The organism is Streptomyces sp. NBC_01433 (genome assembly GCF_026340105.1).
Taxonomy (GTDB): Bacteria; Actinomycetota; Actinomycetes; order Streptomycetales; family Streptomycetaceae; genus Streptomyces.
Window position 1 is genome coordinate 2,245,864 of record NZ_JAPEPM010000001.1, and the last position, 23,797, is coordinate 2,269,660.

Sequence of the window (23,797 nt, forward strand, 5' to 3'; positions counted from 1 at the left end):
GTCCTCCCGGCTGCCGAGGTCGTCCCCGCACGTGCGGGGTTGTTCCCGGGCGGGGTGGAAGAACGGGGGCGCCCCGGGCGTCGTCCCCGCACGTGCGGGGTTGTTCCCGGTCGCGTTCGTCCGTGATGAGGCCCAGGCGGTCGTCCCCGCACGTGCGGGGTTGTTCCCGCATTTTTCGGCGGCACGATGGAGCGTGCCCAGTCGTCCCCGCACGTGCGGGGTTGTTCCCCGCCGCGAACCGTAACGGGCGCCGCCGTCATGGTCGTCCCCGCACGTGCGGGGTTGTTCCCTGCTGCGGACAGCCCATGGAGCAGCGCGGTCCGTCGTCCCCGCACGTGCGGGGTTGTTCCCAGAGCGGGATGACGTCCTTGTCTGGCCGCACCGTCGTCCCCGCACGTGCGGGGTTGTTCCCCGGCTCTTCGCCGCTCTCCACGGGTGAAGAGGGTCGTCCCCGCACGTGCGGGGTTGTTCCCGGTCCTTGGAAGGGTGTACCTCGTTGTGGACGGTCGTCCCCGCACGTGCGGGGTTGTTCCCGCAGCCGCCGCAGCCGGTACGACCACCGCGGGGTCGTCCCCGCACGTGCGGGGTTGTTCCCGGCGGCCGGAACGGCGGTGGCACAGGAAGGGAGTCGTCCCCGCACGTGCGGGGTTGTTCCCTCGGTGACGGAAGCGTACGTCCTCATGAGGTAGTCGTCCCCGCGCGTGCGGGGTTGTTCCCCGTCCGTCTCGACAAGCCCGAGACGGACGAGAGTCGTCCCCGCGCGTGCGGGGTTGTTCCCACTGCTCTCTGCTTTCCCAGGCGTCCCGCCGTGTCGTCCCCGCGCGTGCGGGGTTGTTCCCAGCCCTTCCAGAACGGTGCGACGGTGCTCGTAGTCGTCCCCGCGAGTGGCAGCAGCTGGTGCCGTTCGGCGGGTCGTCCCCGCGCGTGCGGGGTTGTTCCTGCGGTCGTCGCCCGTCCCCGTGTCGATGGACCGTCGTCCCCGCGCGTGCGGGGTTGTTCCCGGCGGCGCTGCCTGCACCGGCGCCGGGAGCACGTCGTCCCCGCGCGTGCGGGGTTGTTCCCGTTCGTGGGCAGCTAATGGAAACCGTAGGTTTGTCGTCCCCGCACACGCGGGGCTGTCCCCCGGACCGGCAACGCGGCCAATCTCGCCCGCGTGTCATCCCCGCCCACGCGGGGCCACCGCCACCTCCGCCGGTCGGCCAGGTGATTTCAAGGTAAGCGGCGCCCCGCACGCAAAACACCGCGCCCCGACTCGTCGCGCCCATGCATAGGCGTCGAGTCCGGAGCGCGGTTCATCGGGGGGTATCGGAAAGTTAGGTCGGGGGAAGCGGCATCGGGGGGACAAGCCGCTTCCCCCGGTGAGAACAGGGCCTACTGGTCCCCGCCGCAGTCAGGGGGAAGTCTTGCGGCGTGGACCCCACAGATAGGTCCTGTTCCAGCCCCTCGGATTCCTGCCAGATCCGCTGGGCTCGTCATCCATCCTGCCCCTCCGTAGAAGCCGGCCCTGCGGGCAAAAGACCCCGGTGGCCGGGCCATAGGTCCTTAAAGAGCGCATCAGTGATCGGAAACAGCCACTGGATACGGCCAGGTGTGCGGATAGAATCGCGCGACCGCACACGCGACCGAAGGGGAGGCAGGGGCTGTGGTGCAAGCGAAGAAGATCGCGCTCTACATAGTGGTGGTCTTCGTGCTGTACACGATCATCACGTCCCCGAGCAGGGCCGCTGATCTCGTCCAGGTAGGGTTCGAAGGCGTTTCCAGCGCCGCCCAGGGCGTCGGCGACTTCATGTCCGAGCTGGTGAAGTAGGAGTATCCGATGATCCGCCACCTGGTCCTGTTCAAGCTGAACGACGGCGTCGAGCGGGACGATCCGCGGGTGGTTGCCGGGGAGCAGGCCTTCCGGGAGCTCGGTGGGGTGATTCCGGAGCTGGAGTTCTGGGAGTGCGCCTGGAACATCACCGATCGGCCGATCGCGTATGACTTCGCGATCAATTCGGCGGTCGCCGACGAGGACACCCTGAAGCGCTACATCGAGCACCCGGCCCACCAGGCCGCAGCCGGTCAGTGGCGTGAATTCGCCACCTGGGTGATCGCCGACTACCCCTTCTGACAGCATCCCGGCCCTCGGTTCCGCAGGCCCCTCGCCGCTCAGGTGAGGGGTTTTTGGCGTTTAAAAACAAAACTGCCCTCAACACGACCATATGCGGTGCTTGCACACAGTGGACATGTCTTGTGATGCTATGACCGCTTTTGACGGATGAGTTGACCGCAGTTGACCGCAAAGGGGTGGCGTCACAGTGCCGGCCAGTACAGCGCCTCAAGTGCCTCCCCAGAACGTCCAGACCGAGGACATCCAGACCGAGACGCCCGACCCCACCGCCCCGCCCGCCAGGACCCGCGGCGCGGACACCAGGGCGCTCACGCAGGTGCTCTTCGGGCAGCTCAAGGACCTGGAGCCGGGCACTCCCGAGCACCGCAGGGTGCGGGCCGCCCTGATCGAGGCGAACCTTCCGCTCGTGCGGTACGCCGCCGCGCGGTTCCGGAGCCGCAACGAGCCGATGGAGGACGTCGTCCAGGTCGGCACCATCGGACTGATCAACGCCATCGACCGGTTCGATCCGGAACGCGGCGTCCAGTTCCCGACGTTCGCGATGCCCACCGTGGTCGGCGAGATCAAACGTTACTTCCGGGACAATGTGAGGACCGTCCACGTACCCCGCCGGCTGCACGAGCTCTGGGTTCAGGTCACCGGCGCCACCGAGGATCTGACGACCGCTCACGGGCGCTCTCCCACCACCGGCGAGATCGCCGAACGGCTGAAGATCTCCGAGGACGAGGTGCTGGCCTGCATCGAGGCGGGGCGCTCGTACCACGCGACCTCGCTGGAGGCCGCCCAGGAGGGTGACGGGCTGCCCGGACTCCTCGACCGGCTCGGCTACGAGGACCCCGCGCTCGCCGGGGTCGAGCACCGCGACCTCGTACGGCACCTGCTCGTCCAGCTCCCCGAGCGCGAGCAGCGGATCCTTCTGCTGCGCTACTACAGCAACTTGACCCAGTCTCAGATCAGCGCAGAACTGGGCGTCTCGCAGATGCATGTGTCAAGGCTCCTGGCCAGAAGCTTCGCCCGACTGAGATCCGCAAATAGGATCGAGGCGTAGTCAGAACGGGTAGACCACACAAAGAGCACTTCTGGCGGTGTAAAAGCCTCACACCCCCTGTTTCCTGCGCAGACTTGGCGCTGACTTGTCGACATGTCACTACAGCGTGTTGCCGACATGTGACATTCTGCTGGAACCGCGTTTGCCGCAGCCCCGCCTCCGGTATTCAGGTGGAGGCTGCGTTCCTCCGATGGTCGCGGTCACCGCGACCGTCCGCGACCTCAAGGGGGTGGCATGTCCGCAGAACAGGGCAGCTCGAAGGTGCTCACGCTCACGAAGAGCGTGCCGGCACCCGCCGTGCTCACCAGCTCGTCGGAAGCCATCGACACCCGTACTCTGTCCCGCTCCCTGTTCCTGCGGCTCGCCGCGCTCGGCCCCGCTCCGGGCCCCGGGGGAACGGACAGCCCGGAGCGTGCCTACGTACGGGACACACTCATCGAGCTCAACCTCCCGCTGGTCCGCTACGCCGCGGCGCGCTTCCGCAGCCGCAACGAGCCGATGGAGGACATCGTCCAGGTCGGCACCATCGGCCTGATCAAGGCGATCGACCGGTTCGACTGCGAACGGGGCGTGGAGTTCCCGACGTTCGCGATGCCCACCGTCGTCGGGGAGATCAAACGGTTCTTCCGCGACACCTCCTGGTCGGTACGGGTGCCCCGGCGCCTCCAGGAGCTGCGGCTCGCGCTCACCAAGACCAGCGACGAGCTCGCGCAGAGGCTCGACCGCTCGCCGACCGTGCCGGAGCTGGCCAAGGCGCTCGGGGTCTCCGAGGAGGACGTGGTCGACGGCCTGGCCGTCGGCAACGCGTACACCGCCTCCTCGCTGGACTCCCCCTCGCCCGAGGACGACGGCGGCGAGGGCTCGCTCGCCGATCGCCTGGGGTACGAGGACGCCGCGCTGGAGGGCGTCGAGTACCGCGAGTCCCTGAAGCCGCTGCTGGCCAAACTCGCCCCGCGCGAACGCCAGATCATCATGCTGCGCTTCTTCGCCAACATGACCCAGTCGCAGATCGGCGAGGAGGTCGGCATCTCCCAGATGCACGTCTCGCGCCTGCTCACCCGCACCCTCGCCCAGCTCAGGGAAGGGCTCATCGCCGACTGACCCGGTGCCACGCGCACAAGGGTTCCGAATTGACGGACCGTCAGCCACACTGGCGCGATGCGACGTCAGACATTCGGCTCGACCGGCCGCCGGGGCACCGTGATCGCCGCCTCGGCGGCCGTGCTGTGTCTGGGCGGCGCCCTGGTCTCCTGCGCGGGCGGCTCGGGCGGCGGCGACGGCTACGCGGCCGTGGGAGCCGCCGCCGCGGGCCCCGGGAGGGCACCCACGGGCGCGGCGGGCCCCTCGGGCACGGTGACGCTGGTCCCGCTGGACAAGGGCGGCAGCGGGGCGGGAAGCGGAAGCGGCGGACCGAGTGCCGCGAAGGGCGGCGCGGGTGATTCCGGCCGTCCTGCGGACCTGCGCGATACGGAGAACGCGGGCACACCCCCGGGCTCATCCGGGGCGCCCGGAACACCCGGCCCCGAGCCGTCTTCCGGGACCGGCCACGGGAGCGGGAGCGGCCACGGAACCGGCGCCCCGACGACCCCACCGAGCCCCGCGAAGCCCAGCTCCCCCGGTACTCCCAGCACTCCCGGCACCACCGCTCCGCCCGCCCCGGCCGCCCTTCAGCTCAGCGGCCCCGAGCGGGCCGCCGCCGACAAGCGCTGGTGCGAGAAGGTGAGCATGGAGTTCCGCAATACCGGCGGCTCAGCGGTGCGCTCGGGCACCGTCACCTTCGCCACGCACATCATCGGTGCGCTGGGAGTCGACTGGGCGACGCTCGAATCGACGCAGCCGCTGCCCGCGCCGATCGACGCGGGAGCGGTGCGGAAGAAGACGTACACCGTCTGTGTGGACGCCTGGCGGGTCCCCCTGGGGATGCGTGTCGAGACCCAGGACGTCACCGCCGTATGGAAGTGACCCCCACCGACGCGGGGGCGGGGGCGGCGGAATGTCAGCTGAGCGCGAGCCAGGCGACCGCGCCGAGGACAACAACGACCGCGACGACCGCCGCGATCACCCCGGTCCTCGGCCCGGACGAGGTCGCCGCCGGCTGCTGCCGGCGCTGCGGCTCGCCCTCGTCGACAAAGGCGCGGAACATCTGCGTGCTGCCCGCCGGGTCCTGATTGCCCTCGGGGCCCTGCTGAGGGGCGTGGGGGTTGTGTGCCATGGGGCAGGACCCTAGCGAACTCGGGCGTACGGCCCAACCCCCGGGGCCCGCAGGGAGCGTGGTCCCGCGCGGGCCGCGCGGGTGAACGCGAGGGCCGAACGCCGGTGAACGCGAGGCCCGGACGCCACGGAAAGCAGGGCGGGACGCCACGGAAAGCGGTGCCGGATGCGACGGAATGCCGTGCCGGACGTGACGGAAAGCCGTGCCGGACGTGACGCATGACACCCCTGTTACGAGGGACCACCGCACACGCTGCGCGCTTGACCGGGACCCTACGGAGGCTTTTGCCTTCCTTTACTTCTGCAAGCCCCTTTTCGTTTGCCTGCGGCAACCAACGAATCTATGGTTGCCCTAAGCAACAAGATGTCGGCGAGTCTGTCTGGGGGTCCCGTGGCCGAGCGGAGTCAGTACGAAGAACTGGCCCGGCAGCTCAGCGCCATCGGGGCCGTCAAGCGCGGACTCGCCCGCGCCCTCCCCTCCGAGTGTCCCGGTGGCTCCGCCGCCGTGCTGGCGCTCCTGGCTCAGCACGGTGAGATGCGGATCAGCAGACTCGCCGAGCTGCTGGCCGTGGACATGTCGGTGACCAGCCGTCATGTCGCCCATGTGGCAGAGCACGGCTGGATCGAACGGTCTTCGGATCCAGCGGACAAGCGGTCCCGCATCCTGCGGCTGACCCCCGCCGGCAACGACCAGCTCGACGAGCTGACGCGGCGGACCACCGAGATGTTCGCCCACAACCTTCAGGACTGGTCCGACGACGAAGTCGGGCAGCTCAACTCGCTGTTGTCCCGGCTGCGCGACAGCTTCGCCTGTCGCGGCTCCGGCGGATGTGCCCCCGGGACACACACCGGCGACTGCCGCACCCGGCACTCCGACGACGCCTACACCCGTACACCTGTGTAACAGAAGCAAAGACAAGGAACTCCATGGCTACGACCACACCAACCGGTGTGCGGGGCGGCCACGCCAAGCACGGTGGCGCCGACGCCGCCGACGGCACGCCGATGACCCACCGGCAGATCATGGAAGCGCTGACCGGGCTGCTGCTCGGCATGTTCGTCGCGATTCTGTCGTCGACGGTCGTTTCCAACGCCCTGCCGGAAATCATCTCCGACCTCGGCGGCGGCCAGAGCGCGTACACCTGGGTCGTCACGGCCTCGCTGCTGGCCATGACCGCCACCACCCCCCTGTGGGGCAAGCTCTCCGACCTGTTCAGCAAGAAGCTGCTGGTCCAGATATCGCTGGTCATCTATGTCGCGGGCTCGGTCGTCGCCGGTCTGTCGACCAGCAGCGGCATGCTCATCGCCTGCCGTGTCGTCCAGGGCGTCGGCGTCGGCGGTCTCTCCGCCCTCGCCCAGATCGTGATGGCCGCGATGATCGCCCCGCGTGAGCGCGGGCGCTACAGCGGCTACCTCGGCGCGGTCTTCGCCGTCGCCACCGTCGGCGGTCCGCTCCTCGGCGGTGTCATCACCGACACCAGCTGGATGGGCTGGCGCTGGTGCTTCTACGTGGGTGTGCCGTTCGCGATGATCGCCCTGGTGGTGCTCCAGAAGACCCTGAAGCTCCCGGTCGTCAAGCGCGAGGTCAAGGTCGACTGGTCGGGCGCGTTCTTCATCAGCGCCGCCGTCTCGCTGCTGCTGCTCTGGGTGACCTTCGCGGGCGACAAGTACGACTGGATCTCCTGGCAGACCTACACGATGCTCGGCGGCACCGTCGTGCTCGTCGGGCTCTTCCTGCTCATCGAGTCCAAGGCCAGCGAGCCGATCATCCCGCTGCGCCTCTTCCGCAACCGGACCATCACGCTGGCCTCGGTGGCCTCGCTGTTCGTCGGTATCGCGATGTTCGCGGGCACCGTCTTCTTCAGCCAGTACTTCCAGCTGGCGCGCGGCAAGTCGCCGACGATGTCCGGCGTCATGACGATCCCGATGATCGCGGGTCTGTTCCTCTCCTCGACCGTCTCGGGCCAGGTCATCACCAAGACCGGCCGCTGGAAGGCCTGGCTGGTCAGCGGTGGCTTCCTGGTCACCGCCGGTCTCGGGATGCTCGGCACCATCCGGTACGACACCGCGTACTGGCACATCGCGATCTACATGTTCGTGATGGGTCTCGGCATCGGCATGATGATGCAGAACCTGGTCCTCGCCACGCAGAACCAGGTCGCCCCCAGCGACCTCGGCTCGGCCAGTTCCGTCGTCACCTTCTTCCGTTCGCTCGGCGGCGCGATCGGCGTCTCGGCGCTCGGCGCCGTCATGGCGAACCGCGTCGCCCACTACGTCAAGGACGGCCTCGCGGACCTTGGTCCCGAAGGCGCGGCCATGGGCCACGGCGGCACCGGCGGCGGGGGCATCCCCGACCTGGACAAGCTGCCCGGCCCGTTCCGTACGGTCGTCGAGGCCGCCTACGGTCACGGCGTCGGCGATGTCTTCCTGTACGCCGCTCCGGCCGCGCTCGTCGCCTTCATCGTGACGATCTTCATCAAGGAGGTCGCGCTGAAGACGAACGCCGCCAACGACGACCCGGCCAAGGCCGCGGTCCCCGCCCAGGTCCCCTCGCAGGCTCCTGTCGAGGCCGCGGTGCCCGCCGCGCTCGCGGTCGGCGCTGCCGCACCGGTCGCCGAGGGCGCCGCCGGGATCACCTCGGTCGACACGCTCGAAACCCCCGCGGCCACCGTGCGGGGCACTCCGGTGCACGGTGTGGTGCGCGGCGCCGAGGGCGCACCCGTCGCCCGCGCCGCCGTCACGCTGATCTCGCTGGGCGGCCGGCAGCTGGGGCGCTCCGTCGCCCGGTCCGACGGCGGCTACACCCTGGACGCGCCGGGCTCCGGTTCGTACGTCCTGATCGCGTCCGCCGACGGGTTCCAGCCGCAGGCGACCACCGTGGTCGTCGGCGAGGAGCCGCTGGCCTTCGACATCCTGCTGGCCGGTACGAGCGGCCTGGCCGGAACCGTCAGGGCTGCCGAGGCCGGTACGCCGGTCGAGGGCGCCATGGTCATCGTGACCGATGTACGCGGCGACGTCCTGGCCACCGGCAAGTCCGGTGAGACGGGCGAGTTCGCCTTCGGCGAGCTGATCCCCGGTGCGGTGACCGTCGCGGTCAACGCCGCGGGCTTCCGCCCGCTCGCCCTGCCGGTGGAGATCGGCGGCCAGGGTGTCACCCGGATCGACGCCGCCCTCCGGGCCGGTGCGCTGGTCCAGGGTCTCGTACGGGCCGGTGCCGCGCGGGCCCCGCTGCCCGACGCACGGGTCACGCTGATCGACGCGGCGGGCAACGTGGTCGCCAACGCGACGACCGGCCAGGACGGGGCGTACGCCTTCACCGACCTGGACGCGGGCGAGTACTCGGTCATCGCGACCGGCTACCCGCCGGTGGCCGGCTCCCTGACCGTGGCCGGTCACGGCGTCGACGGTCACGACATCGAGCTCGCCCACCCCGGCGAGTGAGACGAGTGCACGGGTAGGACGAGTGCACGGGTAGCCGGTATCACCGGCATCCCGCGCACCACCGGTATCCCTCGTGACACCGGTATCCCGGGTATCTCACCGGTACACGGGTGACAAGACCCCTGGCGGTACGGCACTCCCAGCGGAGAGGCTGTCCCGGCCGGCGGAAATGGGCCCCGGCGGCGGGGACGGCAGGCAGGGGACGGCCTGTCGCCCCCGCCCCGGGGCCCGACTCATTGACCCACCGGGTCAAGATGCAAGGAGAGAAAACGGGATGGCACTTCGCGCACAGGTACGGACGCGGGACGGCTGGGCGGTCCAGCACGCGGTCGTGACGGTCACCGACATGACCGGCACCCAGGTGCTGCGGGCCGACGCCGACGAGAACGGGGCCGTCCGTGCCGACGGCTCGCTGCCCGCCGGCGCGTACACGGTGATCGTCACGGCGGTCGGGTACGCCCCCGCCGCCTCCACCGCGCTCGTCACGGCCAGTGGCCTGATCTCGGCCGGGCAGATCGTGCTGGCCCGGCAGGGCGGCGTGGAACTTCCGCCGCCCGGCGCCTGGTCCCTGGACCCGGCGCACTCCTCGGTGGCCGCGGTCGCCCAGCACCTGGGCATCTCCAGCGTGCACGGCCGGTTCACCGAGTTCGGCGGCCGCATCGAGATCGCCGAGGACATCGCCAGGTCCCGCGTCGACGCGGTCATCGGCGCCACCAGCATCGACACCGGCAACGGCATGCGGGACAAGCACCTGCGCTCGCCCGACTTCCTGGACGTGGAACGGTTCCCCGAGATCACGTACCGCTCCAGCGGGCTGACCCCGGCCGGACCCGACCGCTGGACGGTGCACGGCGAGCTGTCGATGCACGGCGTCGCCCGCCCGGTCGACCTGGACCTCAGCTACCTGGGCACCGGCCCCGACCCGTGGGGCGGCATCCGCGCGGCCTTCCACGCCACGGCGGAGCTGCGCCGCGACGACTTCGCCATGAACTACAACCAGGTGATCCAGGCGGGCATCTCGGCGATCGGCACGACCCTGCGCGTGGAACTGGACATCCAGGCCGTGCAGGGCGACGCGTTGCCTTCGTAGGCGGTTCGCCGGTGTCGCACGGCGGTTCGCTGATGTCGTGGGGCGGTTCGCGGTGCCGTGGCGCGGTTCGCTGCCTTCGTAGGGTCCTGGTGCCGCCGTAGGGTTGGCCGTATGGCATCCAACATCGCGACCAACACCGCCGTGGAGCTCGACGAGTTGCTGGCTTTCGTACGGCCCCGGCACCGGGCGGTCCTCCTGACCACCCGGTCCGACGGCCGCCCCCAGGGCTCCCCGCTGACCTGCGGCGTCGACGACGCGGGCCGGATCGTCATGTCGACCTACCCCGAACGGGCCAAGACCCGTAACGCGAAGCGGGACGAGCGGGTCAGCGTGATCGTCCTGTCGGACGACTGGAACGGGCCGTGGGTGCAGATCGACGGCTCGGCCGAGGTGGTCGACTCGCCGGATTCGGTCGAGCCGCTCGTGGAGTACTTCCGGAACATCTCCGGGGAGCACCCGGACTGGGACGAGTACCGGGCGGCGATGGTGAAGCAGGGGAAGTCGATCATCCGGATCACTCCGGAGCGCTGGAGCCCGATCGCCACCGGCGGCTTCCCGGCCCGCCTGGCCCCCGAGAACTGACCGGCCCGTGCCTCGCTCTCCCAGCGGTATACCGGGGCCGGACCTGCTCGCGCGGGCCCGGCTCCTTGTCGCGCCGGACCTCGACGCCTCCCTGGTCCACGCGTTGGAGCGGATCACCGGCCGTCGCGCCGAGCCGATGGGCAGCGCCCCGCCGTACGGCCTCCCGTACGTCTGCGTGGGAGCCACGCTCCCGGACGCCTGGCGCACCACCGGCCGTCCGGTGTGGTTCCACAGCGTCAACGCCGGGACGGACGCGCTGCTCGCCTCCGGTCCCTGGCCCGCCGGAGCGCTGCTGACCCGGACCGTCGGCCGGATGGGCGAGCGGATCGCCCAGTACGTGCTGGCCTGGGTGCTCGCCGAGTGCCAGTCCGTGCCCGAGTTCGCCGCCCAGCACGCGCGGGCCGAGTGGCGTCGTATCCCGTCCGAGCTGGTCGCCGGGCAGACGGCCCTCGTCTACGGAACCGGCCGCATCGGGGCGGCCGTCGCCGGTCTGCTGCGCGGGTGCGGGATCAGGACGGTGGGCGTGGCCCGCACCGCGCGTGCCGTGCCGCCGCCGGGTTTCGACCGGGTGATCGGGACCGGTGAGGACATCGAAGCGCTCGCCACCGCGCGGTGGGTGGTGTCCGCCCTGCCGTTGACCGGTGCGACGGAGGGGTTCTTCGGGGCGGACCGGTTCGCGGCCGTCCGGGGGGCCACGTTCGTCAATGTGGGCCGGGGCGCGACGGTGGACCCGGGGGCGCTGGAGACCGCGCTGCGGGACGGTTCGGTGCGGCGGGCGGTACTCGACGTCCTGCCCGAGGAGCCGGCCGCTCCCGGGGACCGGTGCTGGCAGCTGCCCCGTACGGTGATCACCTCGCACTCCGCGGGGATCACCGCCCCCGAGGACGTGGCGGCGGACTTCGGGGCGTGCTGGAGCGACCTGCACGCGGGCCGCGTACCCGGCCTCGCCGTGGACGTGGGCCGGGGGTACTGAGAGCCGCCTGCGACCCGGGCGTTACGGGGGCGGGGCGCCGGGAGACCTGCCCGCCCCTCGCGTGACGAGGACCTGCCCGCCCCACCCGTCACGGAGCCGTGGCATCCTCGCGGGCGCACATCGCCTCGATGCCCGCGACCAGCAGATCCAGCGCGAAGACGTAGTCCCGCTCGCGCATCTCCTCGACCGTCCCGCCGCCGCGGGCGTCCATCAGGTCCTGCGAGGAGTCGACGATCTCCTTGAGCTCGGGCCGGCTCCGGACCGCGGCCACCGACTGCCGGAAATAATCGTCCTGGCTGAGCCCCACCCCCTTGCTCCGCTCCAGCAAGTGGCCCTCGATGGTGCCGAATCCGTAGACGAACTGGAAGACGGCGGCGAGCGCGCCCATCTGGTGCTTCAGGGGGAGTCCGGTGGCCCGGATGACGTCCTGGACGGCGTACGAGAACAGCATGGAGTGCGGGCCGATGTTGAGGAAGTGACCGGCCAGCGGCGACACCCAGACATGGCGGACGAGCAGCTCGCGGTAACTGCGGGCGAGCTCGCGCAGCCGGTCGCGCCAGTCGGCGGACTCGCGCGGGGGCCCGATCTCGGCGTAGACCGAGTCCATGGCAAGTTCCAGCAGGTCGTCCTTGGCGTCGACGTACCAGTAGAGGGACATCGCGGTGACGTCCAGCTCGGCGGCGAGCCTGCGCATGGAGAACTTGGCGAGGCCCTCGGCGTCCAGCAGCCGGACGGTCGCCGCGGTGATCTTGTCCCGGTCCAGGCCCTCCGGGGAGTCGGTCCTGCGGGCGCGTGCGGAGACCCGTTGATCCAGCCACACACTGGTTCGCGCGGGGTTCTTCGCACGGTCTGCCGCAGACACCATGGCGCACTCTCCTCGTCTTGCCGGCGGAAACGAGCCGGTGGCGGACGCACGTACGGGAAGGTGAACATCCGGTACGTGCGTCCTGTCCGATGCTATGCCGCCGACCCGGTCGAGTCTGCCGGAGCGGAGCCCGCCCGGTCAGTGCCGGTACCGGAAGCGGAACCGGAATCCGTGCCCGTGCCCGCTGCTTCGGCGCGTTCCGCCCGTCGCAGCAGCACCGCGGCGATCAGACCGCCGATCAGGACCGCGACGGCGCCGACCAGCTGACTGGTCTCCAGACCGGAGGCGAACGCGTCCTTGATGCCCTGCGCTTCCGACTCGCTGTCCGCGGCGGCGAGTGCGGCGGGCAGCGAGGCGGCACCGACCGCGGCGGGCACGAGGGCGGCGAACCGGGAGTTGAGCACGGCGCCGAGCACCGCGACCCCGAGCCCGTTGCCGAACTCGCCGAGAGTGCCGTTGATCCCGGCGCCCACGCCCGCCTTCTCCGGCGGGATGGCGCTCATGATGGCGTTGGCCATCGCGGGCATGGCGAACGAGATGCCCGCCCCCATCACGACCAGGCCGAGCAGCATGCCCGCGTAGTCATGGCTGCCGAGCAGGGCGATCGCCGCGAGGCCGGCCGCCAGGCAGGTCATCCCGCTGGCGATGGTGAGCGGCGTCCCCAGCCTGGGAACGAGCCGCGCGCCCACGCCGGTGAGGTTGAGGGCGACCACGGTGAGGGCGAGCGGAGCCGTACGCAGACCGGCTTCCAGCGGCCCGTAACCGAGCACGAACTGCAGGTGCTGGGTGAGCAGGAAGAGCGATCCGCTCATCCCGAAGGCGACCAGGATCGCGCCCCCGATCGCACCGACGAACTTCTGGTTCCGGAAGAAGTGCATGTCCAGCATCGGGTTCGGGATGCGCAGCTCCCACAGGACGAACCCGGCGAGGACGGCGACCCCGACGAACGCGGTCAGCAGTACCTGGCCGGAGGTCCAGCCGTGTTCCGGCCCGGAGATGATCGCGTACACGACCGCGGTCATCCCGATGGTGGAGAGCAGCGCGCCGAGCAGGTCGGGTCGGTCGCCCTGCGGATTCTTGGACTCCGGTACGAGACGGACGACGGCGACCAGACCGATCACCGCGATCGGGATGTTCACCAGGAAGATCGCGCCCCACCAGTAGTGGTCGAGCATGAATCCGCCGAGGAGCGGGCCGACGGCGAAGCCGAGGGAGTTGACGGTCGCCCAGAGGCCGATCGCCTTCACGCGCTCGCTGTCGTCGAAGATCTGGACGATGACGGCGAGGGTGGTGGTGATCAGCAGCGCGCCGCCTATGCCCATCCCGGCACGGGCCGCGATGAGCTGGCCGGAGGTCTGCGAGAGCCCGGCCGCCAGCGAACCGACGCCGAACAGGGCGAGCCCGGCGACCAGCATCTTCTTGCGCCCGTAGCGGTCGGCCGAGCTGCCCGCGGTGAGCAGCAGCCCCGACTGGACGAGCGAGTAGGCGTTGATCATCCACTGCACATCGGCGGTGGAGGCGTCCAGCTCCGTGGTCAGGGAGGGGATCGCGACGTTCAGGACGGTGTTGTCGAGCAGCACGGTGAGCTGGGCGAGGCAGATGACGCCGAGTATCAGCCAGCGCTGCGGGTGGCCCCGGGGGGCGAGGTCTTTTTGCTCGGCGACGGTTGCCGTCATACGGGGCTCCTTGCGCTCCAGCGCGACTTGTACGGTGTACGGGAGATGTCGCTGTACACCGTATGGGACGTCCTGTACGCCGTACAACTCGATTTCGCGCGAGCGGGGCGGGGCGCGGGCGGGCGGGGCGGGGCGGGGCGGGGCGGCGAAAGGCGCCTGACCGGGGCCGGATGTTCCGGCCCCGGTCAGGGGGTGGGGTGGGGTGTGCCTTGTGCTCGGGTCAGGTGGTGGCGGGCTGGGTCAGGTCGTAGAAGGTGGAGCTGCCGACGGTGACTTCCGTGAAGTTCTCCGTCACCCACGAGGAGATCTGCGAGGACGTACCGGCGCTGCCGCCCATACCGCCGCCGCCCATGCCTCCGCCACCGCCGCCCGAGATGAAGTAGTGGATCCTGCCGTCGGCCACGTACTTCTTGAACTGGGCGAGCGTCGGGGACGGGTCGCTGCCGTTGAAGCCGCCGATCGCCATCACCGGGTCACCGGTGGCGAGCTGGTAGCTCGCGGCGTTCTGCGAGCCGATGGCCGCGGCGGACCAGGTGTAGTCTCCGGCGTTCTTCTCCAGGAGCTTCTTGGCCTCCGTACCGACGGACGAGCCGTTGAGCAGTCCGCCCATGCCGCCCCCGCCCATGCCCATGCCGCCGCCCGTACGGCCTTCGCCCGTGGGGCCGGGAGCGGTGCCGGGCATTCCGCCCTGCCGATTGTTGCCCTGGCCCTGGCCCTGGCCCTGCTGACCGCCGGTCGGCGGCTGTCCCATACCGCCGCCCTGCTGGTTGCCCTGCTGATTGCCCTGCTGGGTCCCCTGCCCCGGAGGCTGCATCCCGCCGCGCATTCCGCCGCCGTCACCACCGCCGCCGGGACCGCCCCGGCCGCCGCCCCCCGGACCGCCCCTGCCGCTCGCCGCCGCCGGGCCCGCCGTCACGATCGACCCCTGGTGTCCGGTGTCCAACGTGCTGATCGTGTACGCCGTCGGCCCCGCCAGCGACGCGACGAAGCCCAGCCCCACCGCGGCGAGCGCGAACCTGCGACCCGTCCGGCCGGTGAGCAGCAGGCCGGCCGAGGCCACCAGACCGCCGATCAGGACGGCCCAGCGCAGCCACGGCAGGTAGTCCGGGGTGCGCCCCAGCAGGACGTACGACCAGATCACCGTGACGGCGACGGTCACGGCGAGCACGCCGCCCGCCCACCACCTGGTCCGTTCCTCCCACAGGACCGTGGCGCCCATGCCGACGAGCGCCGCGATGTAGGGCGCGAGGGCCACCGTGTAGTACTGGTGGAAGATCCCGGCCATGAAGCTGAAGACGACCGCGGTCATCAGCAGCGAACCGCCCCAGGCGAGGAAGGCCGCGCGGGCCGTGTCCGTCCGCTCCGCCTTCCAGGTCAGCCAGACACCCGCGGCGAGCAGGACCAGCGCGGCGGGCAGCAGCCACGAGATCTGGCTGCCGATCTCGGAGTTGAACATCCGGCCGATGCCGGTCTCACCCCAGCCGCCGCCCCGGCCACCACCGCCTCCGCCTCCGACGCTGCCGGTCTCCTCGCCGTTGATCCGGCCGAGTCCGTTGTAGCCGAAGGTGAGTTCCAGGAACGAGTTGTTCTGGGAGCCGCCGATGTACGGCCGCGAGGACGCGGGCATCAGCTCGACGATCGCCACCCACCAGCCGCCCGCGACCACCATCGTGAGTGCGGACAGGGCGAGTTGGCCGAGCCTCCTGCGTACGGAACCGGGTGCGAACACCGCGTACAGCACGGCCAGCGGCGGAAGGATCAGGAACGCCTGCAAGGTCTTCGTCAGGAACGCGAACCCGACCGCGGCCCCCGCCAAGACCAGCCACTTCGTGCGCCCGTTCTCCATCGCCCGCAGGACGCAGTAGACGGTGACGGTCATCAGGAGCGCGAGCAGCGCGTCCGGGTTGTTGAAGCGGAACATCAGCGCGGCGACCGGCGTCAGCGCGAGGACCGCCATGGCGATCAGCCCGGCGGCAGCACTGAAGCGACGGCGCACGGCGGCGTACAGCACGGCGGCCGTGGCGACGCCCATCAGCACCTGGGGGACGAGGATCGCCCAGGAGCCGAGCCCGAAGAGCCGCACGGACAGGGCCATCGGCCAGAGGGTCGCCGGGGGCTTGTCGACGGTGATGGCGTCGGCGGCGTCCAGCGAGCCGAAGAAGAACGCCTTCCAGCTCTGGCTGCCGGCCTGCACGGCGGCGGAGTAGAAGGAGTTGGCGTAACCGGATGCGCTGAGATTCCACAGGTACGCCAGCGCGACGACGAGCAGCAGTCCGAGGAAGGCGGGCCGTGCCCAGCGGGGGTCGTCCGGCCTGCCCCGCAGGGTGCGGCGTGCGAACGCCTCCCTGGTGCGCCCGTGCGCGGCGGGGACGCCCGGTGGCGGGGCGGGGACATGGTCGGGGTACAGGGTGGTCATCGGACGTTCCCCAGTTCGTGTTCGGTGCGCCGGTCCGGGAAGACCCAGGCGCGGAAGAGCAGGAAGCGCAGCACCGTCGCCGCGAGGTTGGCCGCGATCAGGGCGGCGAGTTCCGTGCCGTGCGAGGGCGAGCCGGACGCCGCCCCCAGCGCGGCGAGCGAGCCGCTGGTCAGGGCGAGGCCGATGGCGAAGACGACGAGCCCCTGCGCCTGATGGCGTACGGCGCCGCCCCTGCCACGTACGCCGAAGGTGAGCCTCCGGTTGGCCGCCGTATTGGCGACGGCCGACACCAGCAGCGCGCCGCCGTTGGCGAACTGCGGCCCGAAGCCCATCCGGAACAGCGAGTACAGGGCCAGATAGAAGAGGGTGGAGAGGGCCCCCACGACGCAGAACCCGACCAGTTGGCGGGCCAGCCCGCCCGGCACCCCGGGCAGGGCGCGGTCGCGCGGGTCGTCGCCGAAGGGCCGGGCCAGCCGGTCCAGCGGCAGTGCGCCGACGGCCAGCGCCCGCCCCACCCGCCACACGCCTTTCAGGTCCTCGGTCGCCGTCCGCACGATGTGGACGGTCGAGTCGGGGTCGTCGACCCAGTCGACCGGTACCTCGTGGATGCGCAGCCCGGCACGTTCGGCGAGCACCAGCATCTCGGTGTCGAAGAACCACCCGGTGTCCTCGACCATCGGCAGCAGCCGCTGGGCGACCTCGCGCCGTATCGCCTTGAATCCGCACTGGGCGTCGCTGAACCGTGCGGCCAGCGACGAGCGCAGGATGAGGTTGTAGGCCCGCGAGATGAACTCACGCTTCGACCCGCGCACCACCCGCGAACTGCGCGCCAGCCGCGACCCGATGGCCAGGTCGGAGTGGCCGGAGATCAGGGGGGCGACCAGCGGGAGCAGTGCGTTGAGGTCGGTCGAGAGGTCGACGTCCATGTAGGCGAGGACCGGGGAGTCGGAGTGCGACCACACGGTACGCAGCGCCCGGCCGCGCCCCTTTTCCTCCAGCCGGTACGAGCGCACCTCCGGGATGGCCGCCGCGAGCGCGGCCGCCACCCGGGGCGTGCGGTCGGTGCTCGCGTTGTCCGCGACGGTGATGCGGAAGGGGTACGGGAAGGTGCGGGCCAGATGGTCGTGCAGGCGCAGTACGCACGGTTCGAGGTCCTTCTCCTCGTTGTAGACGGGAACCACGATGTCGAGCACGGGGACACCGGCCGCATCGGCCTCGCCGGCCAGGAGGTGTTCCCTGGCCGGCAGGCTGTCGCCACTGCCACTGCCACTGCCGCTGCCATTGCCGCTGCTGCCACTGCTGTCGCCGCTGCCGCTATGGCCGCTGCCGCTGCTCCGGAGGCTGTCGGTTCGCATGTCATCGACATTCGCCAACCGCGCTGTCACACCGGTGTGCTGAGCCTGTGTCCACCCTGTGAGTCGCCCGCGCCGAGCCCGGTACCGGAGGCCGCGCCGAGCCCTGTGCGGGGATCCGTGCCGGAGTCCGTAGCGGCCGGGTCGGCGGGCAGCTGGACGGCGAAGACCGTGCGTCCGGGATCCGAGCGCACCTCCACCCGGCCGCCGTGCGCGGCGACGACGGCCTGCACGATGGCGAGCCCCAGCCCGGTGGACCCCGCACCGCGTGAGCGCGAGGCGTCGCCGCGCGCGAACCGTTCGAAGACATGCGGCAGCAGGTCGGCGGGGATGCCGGGCCCGTCGTCCTGGACCTCCAGCGTCACCCGGGGCACGTCGGCGGACGCCGCCCGCACCCGGACGGTGACGGTGGTCCCGGGCGGGGTGTGCGTACGGGCGTTCGCCAGGAGGTTGACCAGCACCTGCTGGATGCGGGTCGGATCGGCCCGTACGGTCGTGGGGGCATCCGGCAGCTCCAACCGCCAGTGATGTACGGCTCCGGGCCCGCCGCCCGGTCCGTGGCCCTGTCCGCCGCCCGGTCCGGCCCCCGGCCCGCCACCCGCCGCGCCCGCGACGCGCGCGTCGCTCACCGCGTCGACCACGAGCGGCAGCAGATCAGTGCTCTCGTAACTGAGCGGCCGTCCGGCATCGAGCCGTGCCAGCAGCAGCAGATCCTCCACCATCCCCGTCATCCGCTGCGCCTCGGACTCGATCCGGCCCAGTGCGTGGCGGGTGTCGGGGCCGGCGTCCTCCCGGCCGCGCCGGGTCAGTTCGGCGTACCCTCGGATCGAGGCCAGCGGGGTGCGCAGCTCATGGCTGGCGTCGGCGACGAACTGCCGTACCCGCGTCTCGCTCTCCTGCCGTGCCGCCAGCGCCGAACCGACGTGTCCCAGCATCCGGTTGAGCGCGGCGCCCACCTGCCCGACCTCGGTGCGGGGGTCGGCCTCGGCGTCCGGAACGCGTTCGAGCAAGGCCACTTCACCGCTGTGCAGGGGGAGTTCGGAGACCCGGGTCGCGGTGGTGGCGACCCGGCGCAGCGGTCGCAGGGCCACTGGGACCATGGCGGCGCCCGCGATCCCGGCGGCGATGAGTCCGGCCGCGGTGACGCAGACTTCGACGAGGATCAGGGTGGTGAGGGCGCTGCTCACCTCGTCGCTGGGGATGCCGACGAGGACGGTGTCCCCGTCGGAGGTGGCGACGACCTCCACCCGGTAGCCGCCGAGGCCGGGCAGATCGACGCCCCGCGCCTTCGCGCCCGCATCGGAACCGGCGTCGTCCGGTCCGCCCGCCGGCCCCGCTGCGGGCCCGGTCTCCAGCCCGTCCGCCAGCACGTTCTCCAGCGCGCCCTCCTGGGCCCCGGTCAGCGGCACGGCACTCGCCTGGGCCCGTTTCCCGGAGTCCTCGATCACCTTCGACTCGGTGACGGTCCCGTCGACGACGACGGCCCCGAGCGTGCCGAAGGGCTGACCGCCCCCGCCGATGAAGCCCAGCGGACCGGCGCTCTGGAGCCCCTGGAGAAGCGGCGAGGCACCGGGCGGCCGCTCGGCGCGTACGGCGATGGAGTGCAGCTGATCGTCGAGCTTGCCGTACATGTAGCTGTGGAAGGCGATGGCGGTGACCGAGCCGATCACGGCGGCGACGACGGCGATGAGAGAGACGGCGGACACGACGAGCCGGGTACGCAGGGTCCACGGCTTCCGCGACTTCCGCAGCCTCGGCGGCTTCCCCGTCGGGCCACCCGCCCGCGCCGGGCCACCCGCCCGCGCCGGTCCACTCACAGCGCTTCTCACAGGTCCGTTCACAGGGCTGCGCACCGGCACTACTCGCCGGGCTTGATCAGATACCCCGCCCCACGCCGGGTGTGAATCATCGGCGTCCGTCCCGCGTCGATCTTCTTGCGCAGATACGAGATGTAGAGCTCGACCACATTGGCCTGGCCGCCGAAGTCGTAGTTCCACACCCGGTCCAGGATCTGGGCCTTGCTGAGCACCCGGCGCGGATTGCGCATCAGGAAGCGCAGCAGCTCGAACTCGGTGGCCGTGAGGTGGATCGAGTCGTCTCCCCGGCTCACCTCGTGGCTGTCCTCGTCCAGCACCAGGTCGCCGACGACGAGCGTCGACTCACTGCGTACCGCCGCTGCCGCCGTGACCGACCTCCGGATCAGCCCGCGCAGCCGCGCCACGACCTCCTCCAGGCTGAACGGCTTGGTCACATAGTCGTCGCCGCCCGCGGTGAGCCCCGCGATCCGGTCCTCCACGGCGTCCCGCGCGGTCAGGAAGAGGACCGGGACGTCGGAGTACTCCCGCCGCAGCCGGCCGAGCACGGAGAGCCCGTCCATGTCGGGCAGCATCACGTCGAGAACCACCGCGTCGGGGCGGAAATCACGGGCGGCCCGTACGGCTCCGGCACCGTCACCGGCGCTGCGCACGTCCCAGCCCTCGTACCGCAGGGCCATGGAGAGCAGCTCGGCGAGCGGCGCCTCGTCGTCCACGATGAGGACGCGCACGGGGTTGCGGTCCGGCCTGAGCATCTCGGTACGCCCCTGGGGCGAGGTCGTCGTCATGCCTCCACCCTGTGAGGCCCGCCTGAGAGCCGCCTGACCCATTCCTGTGAATTCCCTGAGAAACCTCAGCCGAACAGTGCGCTCGCGTTCCCGTGGCACACGCCCCGCAACCACGCGTCGCCCAGCTCCAGCCGCTCCAGTGCGTGCAGTTGATGGACGTACGGGTAGGGAATGTTCGGGAAGTCGGTTCCCAGCAGGATGCGGTCCCCGAGATCCGCGAGCCGTCCCCGTTCCGCCACCGGGAAGGGGGTGAACCCCTCGGTGAAGTCCGTGAACGCCATCGTCGTGTCGAGGCGTACCCGCGGGTACGCCCCGGCCAGCGCCAGGAACTCGGCGTACTCCGGCATCCCCATGTGCGCCACCACGAGCGGCAGCCGGGGATGCCGCGACAGCAGCCTGCCGATCGGCTCGGGCCCGGTGTACGCGCCCGGGGCGGGCCCGGACCCGCAGTGCATCACCACCGGAACACCGGCCTCCGCCAGCAGCCCCCAGACGGGCTCCAGGAGCGGGTCGTTCGGGTCGTACGCGCCGACCTGGAGGTGCGACTTGAAGACCCGCGCCCCGTCCTCGACGGCCTCCTTCACATACCGCTCGACGCCCTCCTCCGGAAAGAAGGTGGCGGTGTGCAGACAGTCGGGCACCCGCCCGGCGAAGTCCTTGGCCCAGCCGTTCAGCCAGCGGGCCATCCCCGCCTTGTGCGGATAGAGCATCGAGGTGAACCGGAGCACCCCGAACGAACGCAGCAGGGCGAGCCGTTCGTCCTCGTCGTGCCGGTAGGTGATCGGCCACTCCATGCCGGTCAGCGGCCCGGCGGAGTCGAAGTACGCCCACACCTTGCGCAGGACCCGCTCCGGCATGAAGTGCGTATGGACATCGATGATCCCGGGCAGCCCCAGCCGCTCCCAGAACCGCACGACATCGTCCCGTTCCTGCCCCACGTGCGCTCCCTCGCCTGTTCCCAGGGCCGACCCGCCCTCAGAACAACCCACCCTGCACGCCGCCACCCCCAATGTCGATGGTGGGCACACTCACCCCGCCCCCGCCCCCGCCCCCGCCCCCGCGCACGCCTCCGACTCCAGCGCTGCTGTCGGACCCGGCTCCGGCACCCGACAGCTCCCACCCGCTCATCAGCCGGGTGTCCAGCACCACCACCCCGCCGCCGCCCGGCCCGGTCGTCGCCAGATGCAGATCGGGCCCGGCCGCCGCGAGGAGCCGCCCCGCGACGACACCGCCGTCCGCCAGCGCGCTCACGGCCCTGACCGCCTCGGGCGCACCCTCCAGCCCGAACACCTCCACGTGATCGACCGCCTCGAAGGGCAGCCGCTCCAACGACTCCGGCCAGCCGCCCCCTTCCAGCGCGACGGCCCGCCGGTACAGCTCCGCCACCTCGTCGCCCCGCTCCCCGGCACCCGGCAGCGTCCCGCGCACGGCCCGCTTCCTCGCGTACGGAATCCGGTCCGGCACCCCGAGCGCGGCCCGCAGCACCTCCTCCGTCCGCCGCGCCGCCATCAGCGGCCCACGCCCCAGCCAGCTGAACACCACGGCCCCCTGCTCCCGCAGCCGCGCCGCCCCGCGCCCCTCCCCGGTGATCCCGACCTTGACCATTCCGGGCCCGAACCAGGCGAGATAGACGCGGTACGTACGCGGGTCATCGGCGATCGTGTCGGCGGCCACCGAATGCGCCCGGTCCAGCCGCGCACACTCCGCGCACCGCGCCCCGGTACTCCGCGCGGGCACCACGGCCCCCACCGGACACACGTTCCCCCGAGCCCCCACACAGTGCCGCTCCCCCACGGCCCGGAACCCGAGGTCGGCCCCGTACGAGAGCACACTCACCCGGCGGGCCGCACCCTTGCGCCACCCCAGCTCGGGCACCTCGCCCGGCCACCGCAGCCCGGTGCACCACCACCCCATGAGCCGACATCCCTGCCCTTCGCGGATCACAACGCGAGAGGCCCCCAGGATTTCTCCTGGGGGCCTCTGGCCTGCTGTGCACTCGGCAGGATTCGAACCTGCAACCTTCTGATCCGTAGTCAGATGCTCTATCCGTTAAGCTACGAGTGCTTGGCGTTCCGGGCTTTTCTGCCTGGTCGGCGTTGCGGGAACAACATTACATGACCTGCGCCGTGACGCGAAATCCATTAGCCATACTGCCTCTGACCTGCGAAAACACCGTTCTGAGGCGCATCTCGGCCATCCTCCCGCCCGCCCCGGCGCTCTCCCCTTGCGCCGAACCCGCGCCGACCCGATGCCGACCCGGTACCGACCCGCCAGTGAGGCGTCCGGAGCCGGAGACGACCGAAGCCCCGTGCCAGTGGCACGGGGCTTCGGTGTTCGAGCGGAGGCGGAGGGATTTGAACCCTCGATGGGCTTTAAGACCCAAACCGCATTAGCAGTGCGGCGCCATAGACCGGACTAGGCGACGCCTCCAGCACACCCCGCGCGGACGCGAGTGGTGCGTGCAGATGATGACACATACGAGCGCGCTGTCACCAATCGCCGCCCACGGTACTAGGCATGCGGGCGCCAGGGCAAAGCATCTTCTCCCGTGCATCACCCGAAGCCGTTGCCCGACGTTGCCCGCCGTCGCCGCCAGATGCCGTTGCCCGAAGCCGTCGCCCGCCGTCGTGCAACGCCGGAGCGCGACGCCGTCGGGCGCAAGGGGCGCAACGTCGGGGCGTCCGGAGCGTTAGAGGAGGCGGGGTGACGGGGTGACGGCCCGTTGGTCGCCGTCCGCTGTCCGCCGCCCTCCACCGAGCCCGTCGTGTCAGAGCACAGGAGCCCCGCATGCTGCGCCGTCTCACCCGAACCGCCGCCGTTTCCCTCGCCTCCCTCGCCGCGCTGTCCGCCGCAGCTCCCGCCGCGACGGCCGCGGGGCCGCTGTCCATGCCGATCCCGCCGCTGCCCGCGTTCCAGTTCCAGGACCTCCCGCTGTTCCAGGGGCTGGGCGGCGGGCAGCACCCGGCGAACGCGGAGCCGACCCGGCTGACGGTGACGGTCTCGTCGTCCGGCGACCGGGCGGCCGACGGAACGTTCGAGCTGGAGTGCGGGCCGACCGGGGGCAGCCACCCGCAGCGGCAGGGGGCCTGCGACCGGCTGGCAAAGGCGGCGGAGGCGGGCGAGGAGCTGTTCGCGCCGACGCCCCAGGACGCGATGTGCACCCAGATGGACGGCGGACCCGCCGGCGCGCGCATCGTCGGAACCTGGCAGGGACAGCGGGTCGACACCTCGCTGAGCCGGGCGAACGGCTGCGAGATCTCGCGCTGGAACAACCTCGTTCCGGTGCTGCCGACGGTCAAGTAGCCGCCCGTACCGGGCCCGCCGCCCTGTGTTCGCGCACGTCACAGGGTGTGCGGGCGGTCACGTCACCGACCTGGCGCGTACACGGCGTGCACAGAACCTTGGTGAGAGCTCCCCCTCATCCGCCGCCC

The 23,797-nt window shown here is 71.2% G+C and carries 20 protein-coding genes, 2 tRNA genes and 2 CRISPR repeat arrays (1 of these 24 cut by a window edge); of the genes, 11 read left to right on the forward strand and 11 right to left on the reverse strand.

What is annotated here, in order from left to right:
• A CRISPR array of direct repeats spans positions 1 to 839; the repeat unit is 29 nt; unit sequence GTCGTCCCCGCACGTGCGGGGTTGTTCCC (it extends 43 nt beyond the left edge of the window).
• A 72-nt stretch (positions 840 to 911) separates the two neighbouring features.
• Positions 912 to 1,184: direct repeats of the CRISPR family, unit length 31 nt; unit sequence CGTCGTCCCCGCGCGTGCGGGGTTGTTCCCG.
• Positions 1,185 to 1,645: 461 nt separating this feature from the next.
• The 5 genes from OG413_RS10165 to OG413_RS10185 all read left to right on the forward strand — a co-directional run bounded on the left by OG413_RS10165 (position 1,646) and on the right by OG413_RS10185 (position 5,120).
• On the forward strand, positions 1,646 to 1,807 hold the full coding sequence (locus OG413_RS10165) for a hypothetical protein (protein WP_266810411.1): 162 nt from the start codon (positions 1,646 to 1,648) through the stop codon (positions 1,805 to 1,807).
• 9 nt (positions 1,808 to 1,816) lie between these two features.
• Positions 1,817 to 2,110, forward strand: coding sequence for a Dabb family protein (locus tag OG413_RS10170; protein WP_266804454.1), 294 nt, complete (start codon positions 1,817 to 1,819; stop codon positions 2,108 to 2,110).
• Positions 2,111 to 2,297: 187 nt separating this feature from the next.
• Complete coding sequence (locus OG413_RS10175; protein ID WP_073727550.1) at positions 2,298 to 3,158, forward strand: RNA polymerase sigma factor SigF; 861 nt, start codon at positions 2,298 to 2,300, stop codon at positions 3,156 to 3,158.
• Between the two features lie 234 nt (positions 3,159 to 3,392).
• Positions 3,393 to 4,259 carry an RNA polymerase sigma factor SigF gene (locus tag OG413_RS10180; RefSeq protein ID WP_266804457.1) on the forward strand — a complete coding sequence of 289 codons (867 nt, stop codon included), beginning with the start codon at positions 3,393 to 3,395 and terminating at the stop codon, positions 4,257 to 4,259.
• Between the two features lie 57 nt (positions 4,260 to 4,316).
• Complete coding sequence (locus tag OG413_RS10185) at positions 4,317 to 5,120, forward strand: hypothetical protein (RefSeq protein ID WP_266804459.1); 804 nt, start codon at positions 4,317 to 4,319, stop codon at positions 5,118 to 5,120.
• A 34-nt stretch (positions 5,121 to 5,154) separates the two neighbouring features.
• Here the strand turns inward: OG413_RS10185 and OG413_RS10190 are convergent, their stop codons facing one another.
• Positions 5,155 to 5,370 (reverse strand): hypothetical protein, encoded by a 216-nt coding sequence (locus tag OG413_RS10190; protein WP_266804460.1) that lies wholly within the window; start codon positions 5,368 to 5,370, stop codon positions 5,155 to 5,157.
• A gap of 390 nt (positions 5,371 to 5,760) precedes the next feature.
• On the opposite strand from OG413_RS10190, the gene OG413_RS10195 reads away from it, so the two are divergent.
• From OG413_RS10195 to OG413_RS10215, 5 genes are all read left to right on the forward strand, one after another.
• Positions 5,761 to 6,273, forward strand: coding sequence for a MarR family winged helix-turn-helix transcriptional regulator (locus OG413_RS10195; protein ID WP_073727557.1), 513 nt, complete (start codon positions 5,761 to 5,763; stop codon positions 6,271 to 6,273).
• A 23-nt stretch (positions 6,274 to 6,296) separates the two neighbouring features.
• Complete coding sequence (locus tag OG413_RS10200; protein WP_266804462.1) at positions 6,297 to 8,810, forward strand: MFS transporter; 2,514 nt, start codon at positions 6,297 to 6,299, stop codon at positions 8,808 to 8,810.
• Positions 8,811 to 9,084: 274 nt separating this feature from the next.
• Positions 9,085 to 9,900 carry a YceI family protein gene (locus OG413_RS10205; RefSeq protein WP_266804463.1) on the forward strand — a complete coding sequence of 272 codons (816 nt, stop codon included), beginning with the start codon at positions 9,085 to 9,087 and terminating at the stop codon, positions 9,898 to 9,900.
• Between the two features lie 111 nt (positions 9,901 to 10,011).
• A complete protein-coding gene (locus tag OG413_RS10210) occupies positions 10,012 to 10,482 on the forward strand; it encodes a PPOX class F420-dependent oxidoreductase (RefSeq protein ID WP_266804465.1) in 471 nt (156 codons plus the stop codon).
• A gap of 7 nt (positions 10,483 to 10,489) precedes the next feature.
• Positions 10,490 to 11,455, forward strand: coding sequence for an NAD(P)-dependent oxidoreductase (locus tag OG413_RS10215; protein ID WP_266804467.1), 966 nt, complete (start codon positions 10,490 to 10,492; stop codon positions 11,453 to 11,455).
• Positions 11,456 to 11,543: 88 nt separating this feature from the next.
• Here OG413_RS10215 and OG413_RS10220 read toward each other — a convergent pair whose 3' ends face one another.
• From OG413_RS10220 to OG413_RS10265, 10 genes are all read right to left on the reverse strand, one after another.
• On the reverse strand, positions 11,544 to 12,320 hold the full coding sequence (locus OG413_RS10220; RefSeq protein ID WP_266804469.1) for a TetR/AcrR family transcriptional regulator: 777 nt from the start codon (positions 12,318 to 12,320) through the stop codon (positions 11,544 to 11,546).
• Between the two features lie 92 nt (positions 12,321 to 12,412).
• Positions 12,413 to 13,996, reverse strand: coding sequence for a DHA2 family efflux MFS transporter permease subunit (locus OG413_RS10225; RefSeq protein ID WP_266804471.1), 1,584 nt, complete (start codon positions 13,994 to 13,996; stop codon positions 12,413 to 12,415).
• A gap of 220 nt (positions 13,997 to 14,216) precedes the next feature.
• Positions 14,217 to 16,412 carry a glycosyltransferase family 39 protein gene (locus OG413_RS10230; RefSeq protein WP_266804473.1) on the reverse strand — a complete coding sequence of 732 codons (2,196 nt, stop codon included), beginning with the start codon at positions 16,410 to 16,412 and terminating at the stop codon, positions 14,217 to 14,219.
• Positions 16,409 to 17,767: a bifunctional glycosyltransferase family 2/GtrA family protein gene (locus OG413_RS10235; RefSeq protein WP_266804475.1), complete on the reverse strand. Its 1,359-nt coding sequence runs from the start codon at positions 17,765 to 17,767 to the stop codon at positions 16,409 to 16,411. Before OG413_RS10235 ends, OG413_RS10230 begins: the two co-directional genes overlap by 4 nt.
• Before the next feature lie 26 nt (positions 17,768 to 17,793).
• Positions 17,794 to 19,515: a cell wall metabolism sensor histidine kinase WalK gene (locus tag OG413_RS10240; protein ID WP_266810038.1), complete on the reverse strand. Its 1,722-nt coding sequence runs from the start codon at positions 19,513 to 19,515 to the stop codon at positions 17,794 to 17,796.
• A 107-nt stretch (positions 19,516 to 19,622) separates the two neighbouring features.
• Positions 19,623 to 20,366 carry a response regulator transcription factor gene (locus tag OG413_RS10245; protein ID WP_323137842.1) on the reverse strand — a complete coding sequence of 248 codons (744 nt, stop codon included), beginning with the start codon at positions 20,364 to 20,366 and terminating at the stop codon, positions 19,623 to 19,625.
• Between the two features lie 65 nt (positions 20,367 to 20,431).
• Positions 20,432 to 21,304, reverse strand: a complete 873-nt coding sequence (locus tag OG413_RS10250; protein ID WP_266804477.1) for an amidohydrolase family protein — start codon at positions 21,302 to 21,304, stop codon at positions 20,432 to 20,434.
• A 37-nt stretch (positions 21,305 to 21,341) separates the two neighbouring features.
• On the reverse strand, positions 21,342 to 22,280 hold the full coding sequence (locus OG413_RS10255; protein ID WP_266804479.1) for a DUF2797 domain-containing protein: 939 nt from the start codon (positions 22,278 to 22,280) through the stop codon (positions 21,342 to 21,344).
• Between the two features lie 77 nt (positions 22,281 to 22,357).
• Positions 22,358 to 22,430: transfer RNA gene (locus OG413_RS10260), tRNA-Arg, on the reverse strand.
• 275 nt (positions 22,431 to 22,705) lie between these two features.
• A tRNA-Ser gene (locus tag OG413_RS10265) sits at positions 22,706 to 22,796 on the reverse strand.
• Between the two features lie 357 nt (positions 22,797 to 23,153).
• Here OG413_RS10265 and OG413_RS10270 point away from each other — a divergent pair.
• Positions 23,154 to 23,669: an SSI family serine proteinase inhibitor gene (locus tag OG413_RS10270; protein ID WP_266804481.1), complete on the forward strand. Its 516-nt coding sequence runs from the start codon at positions 23,154 to 23,156 to the stop codon at positions 23,667 to 23,669.
• The last annotated feature ends 128 nt before the right edge of the window (positions 23,670 to 23,797 follow it).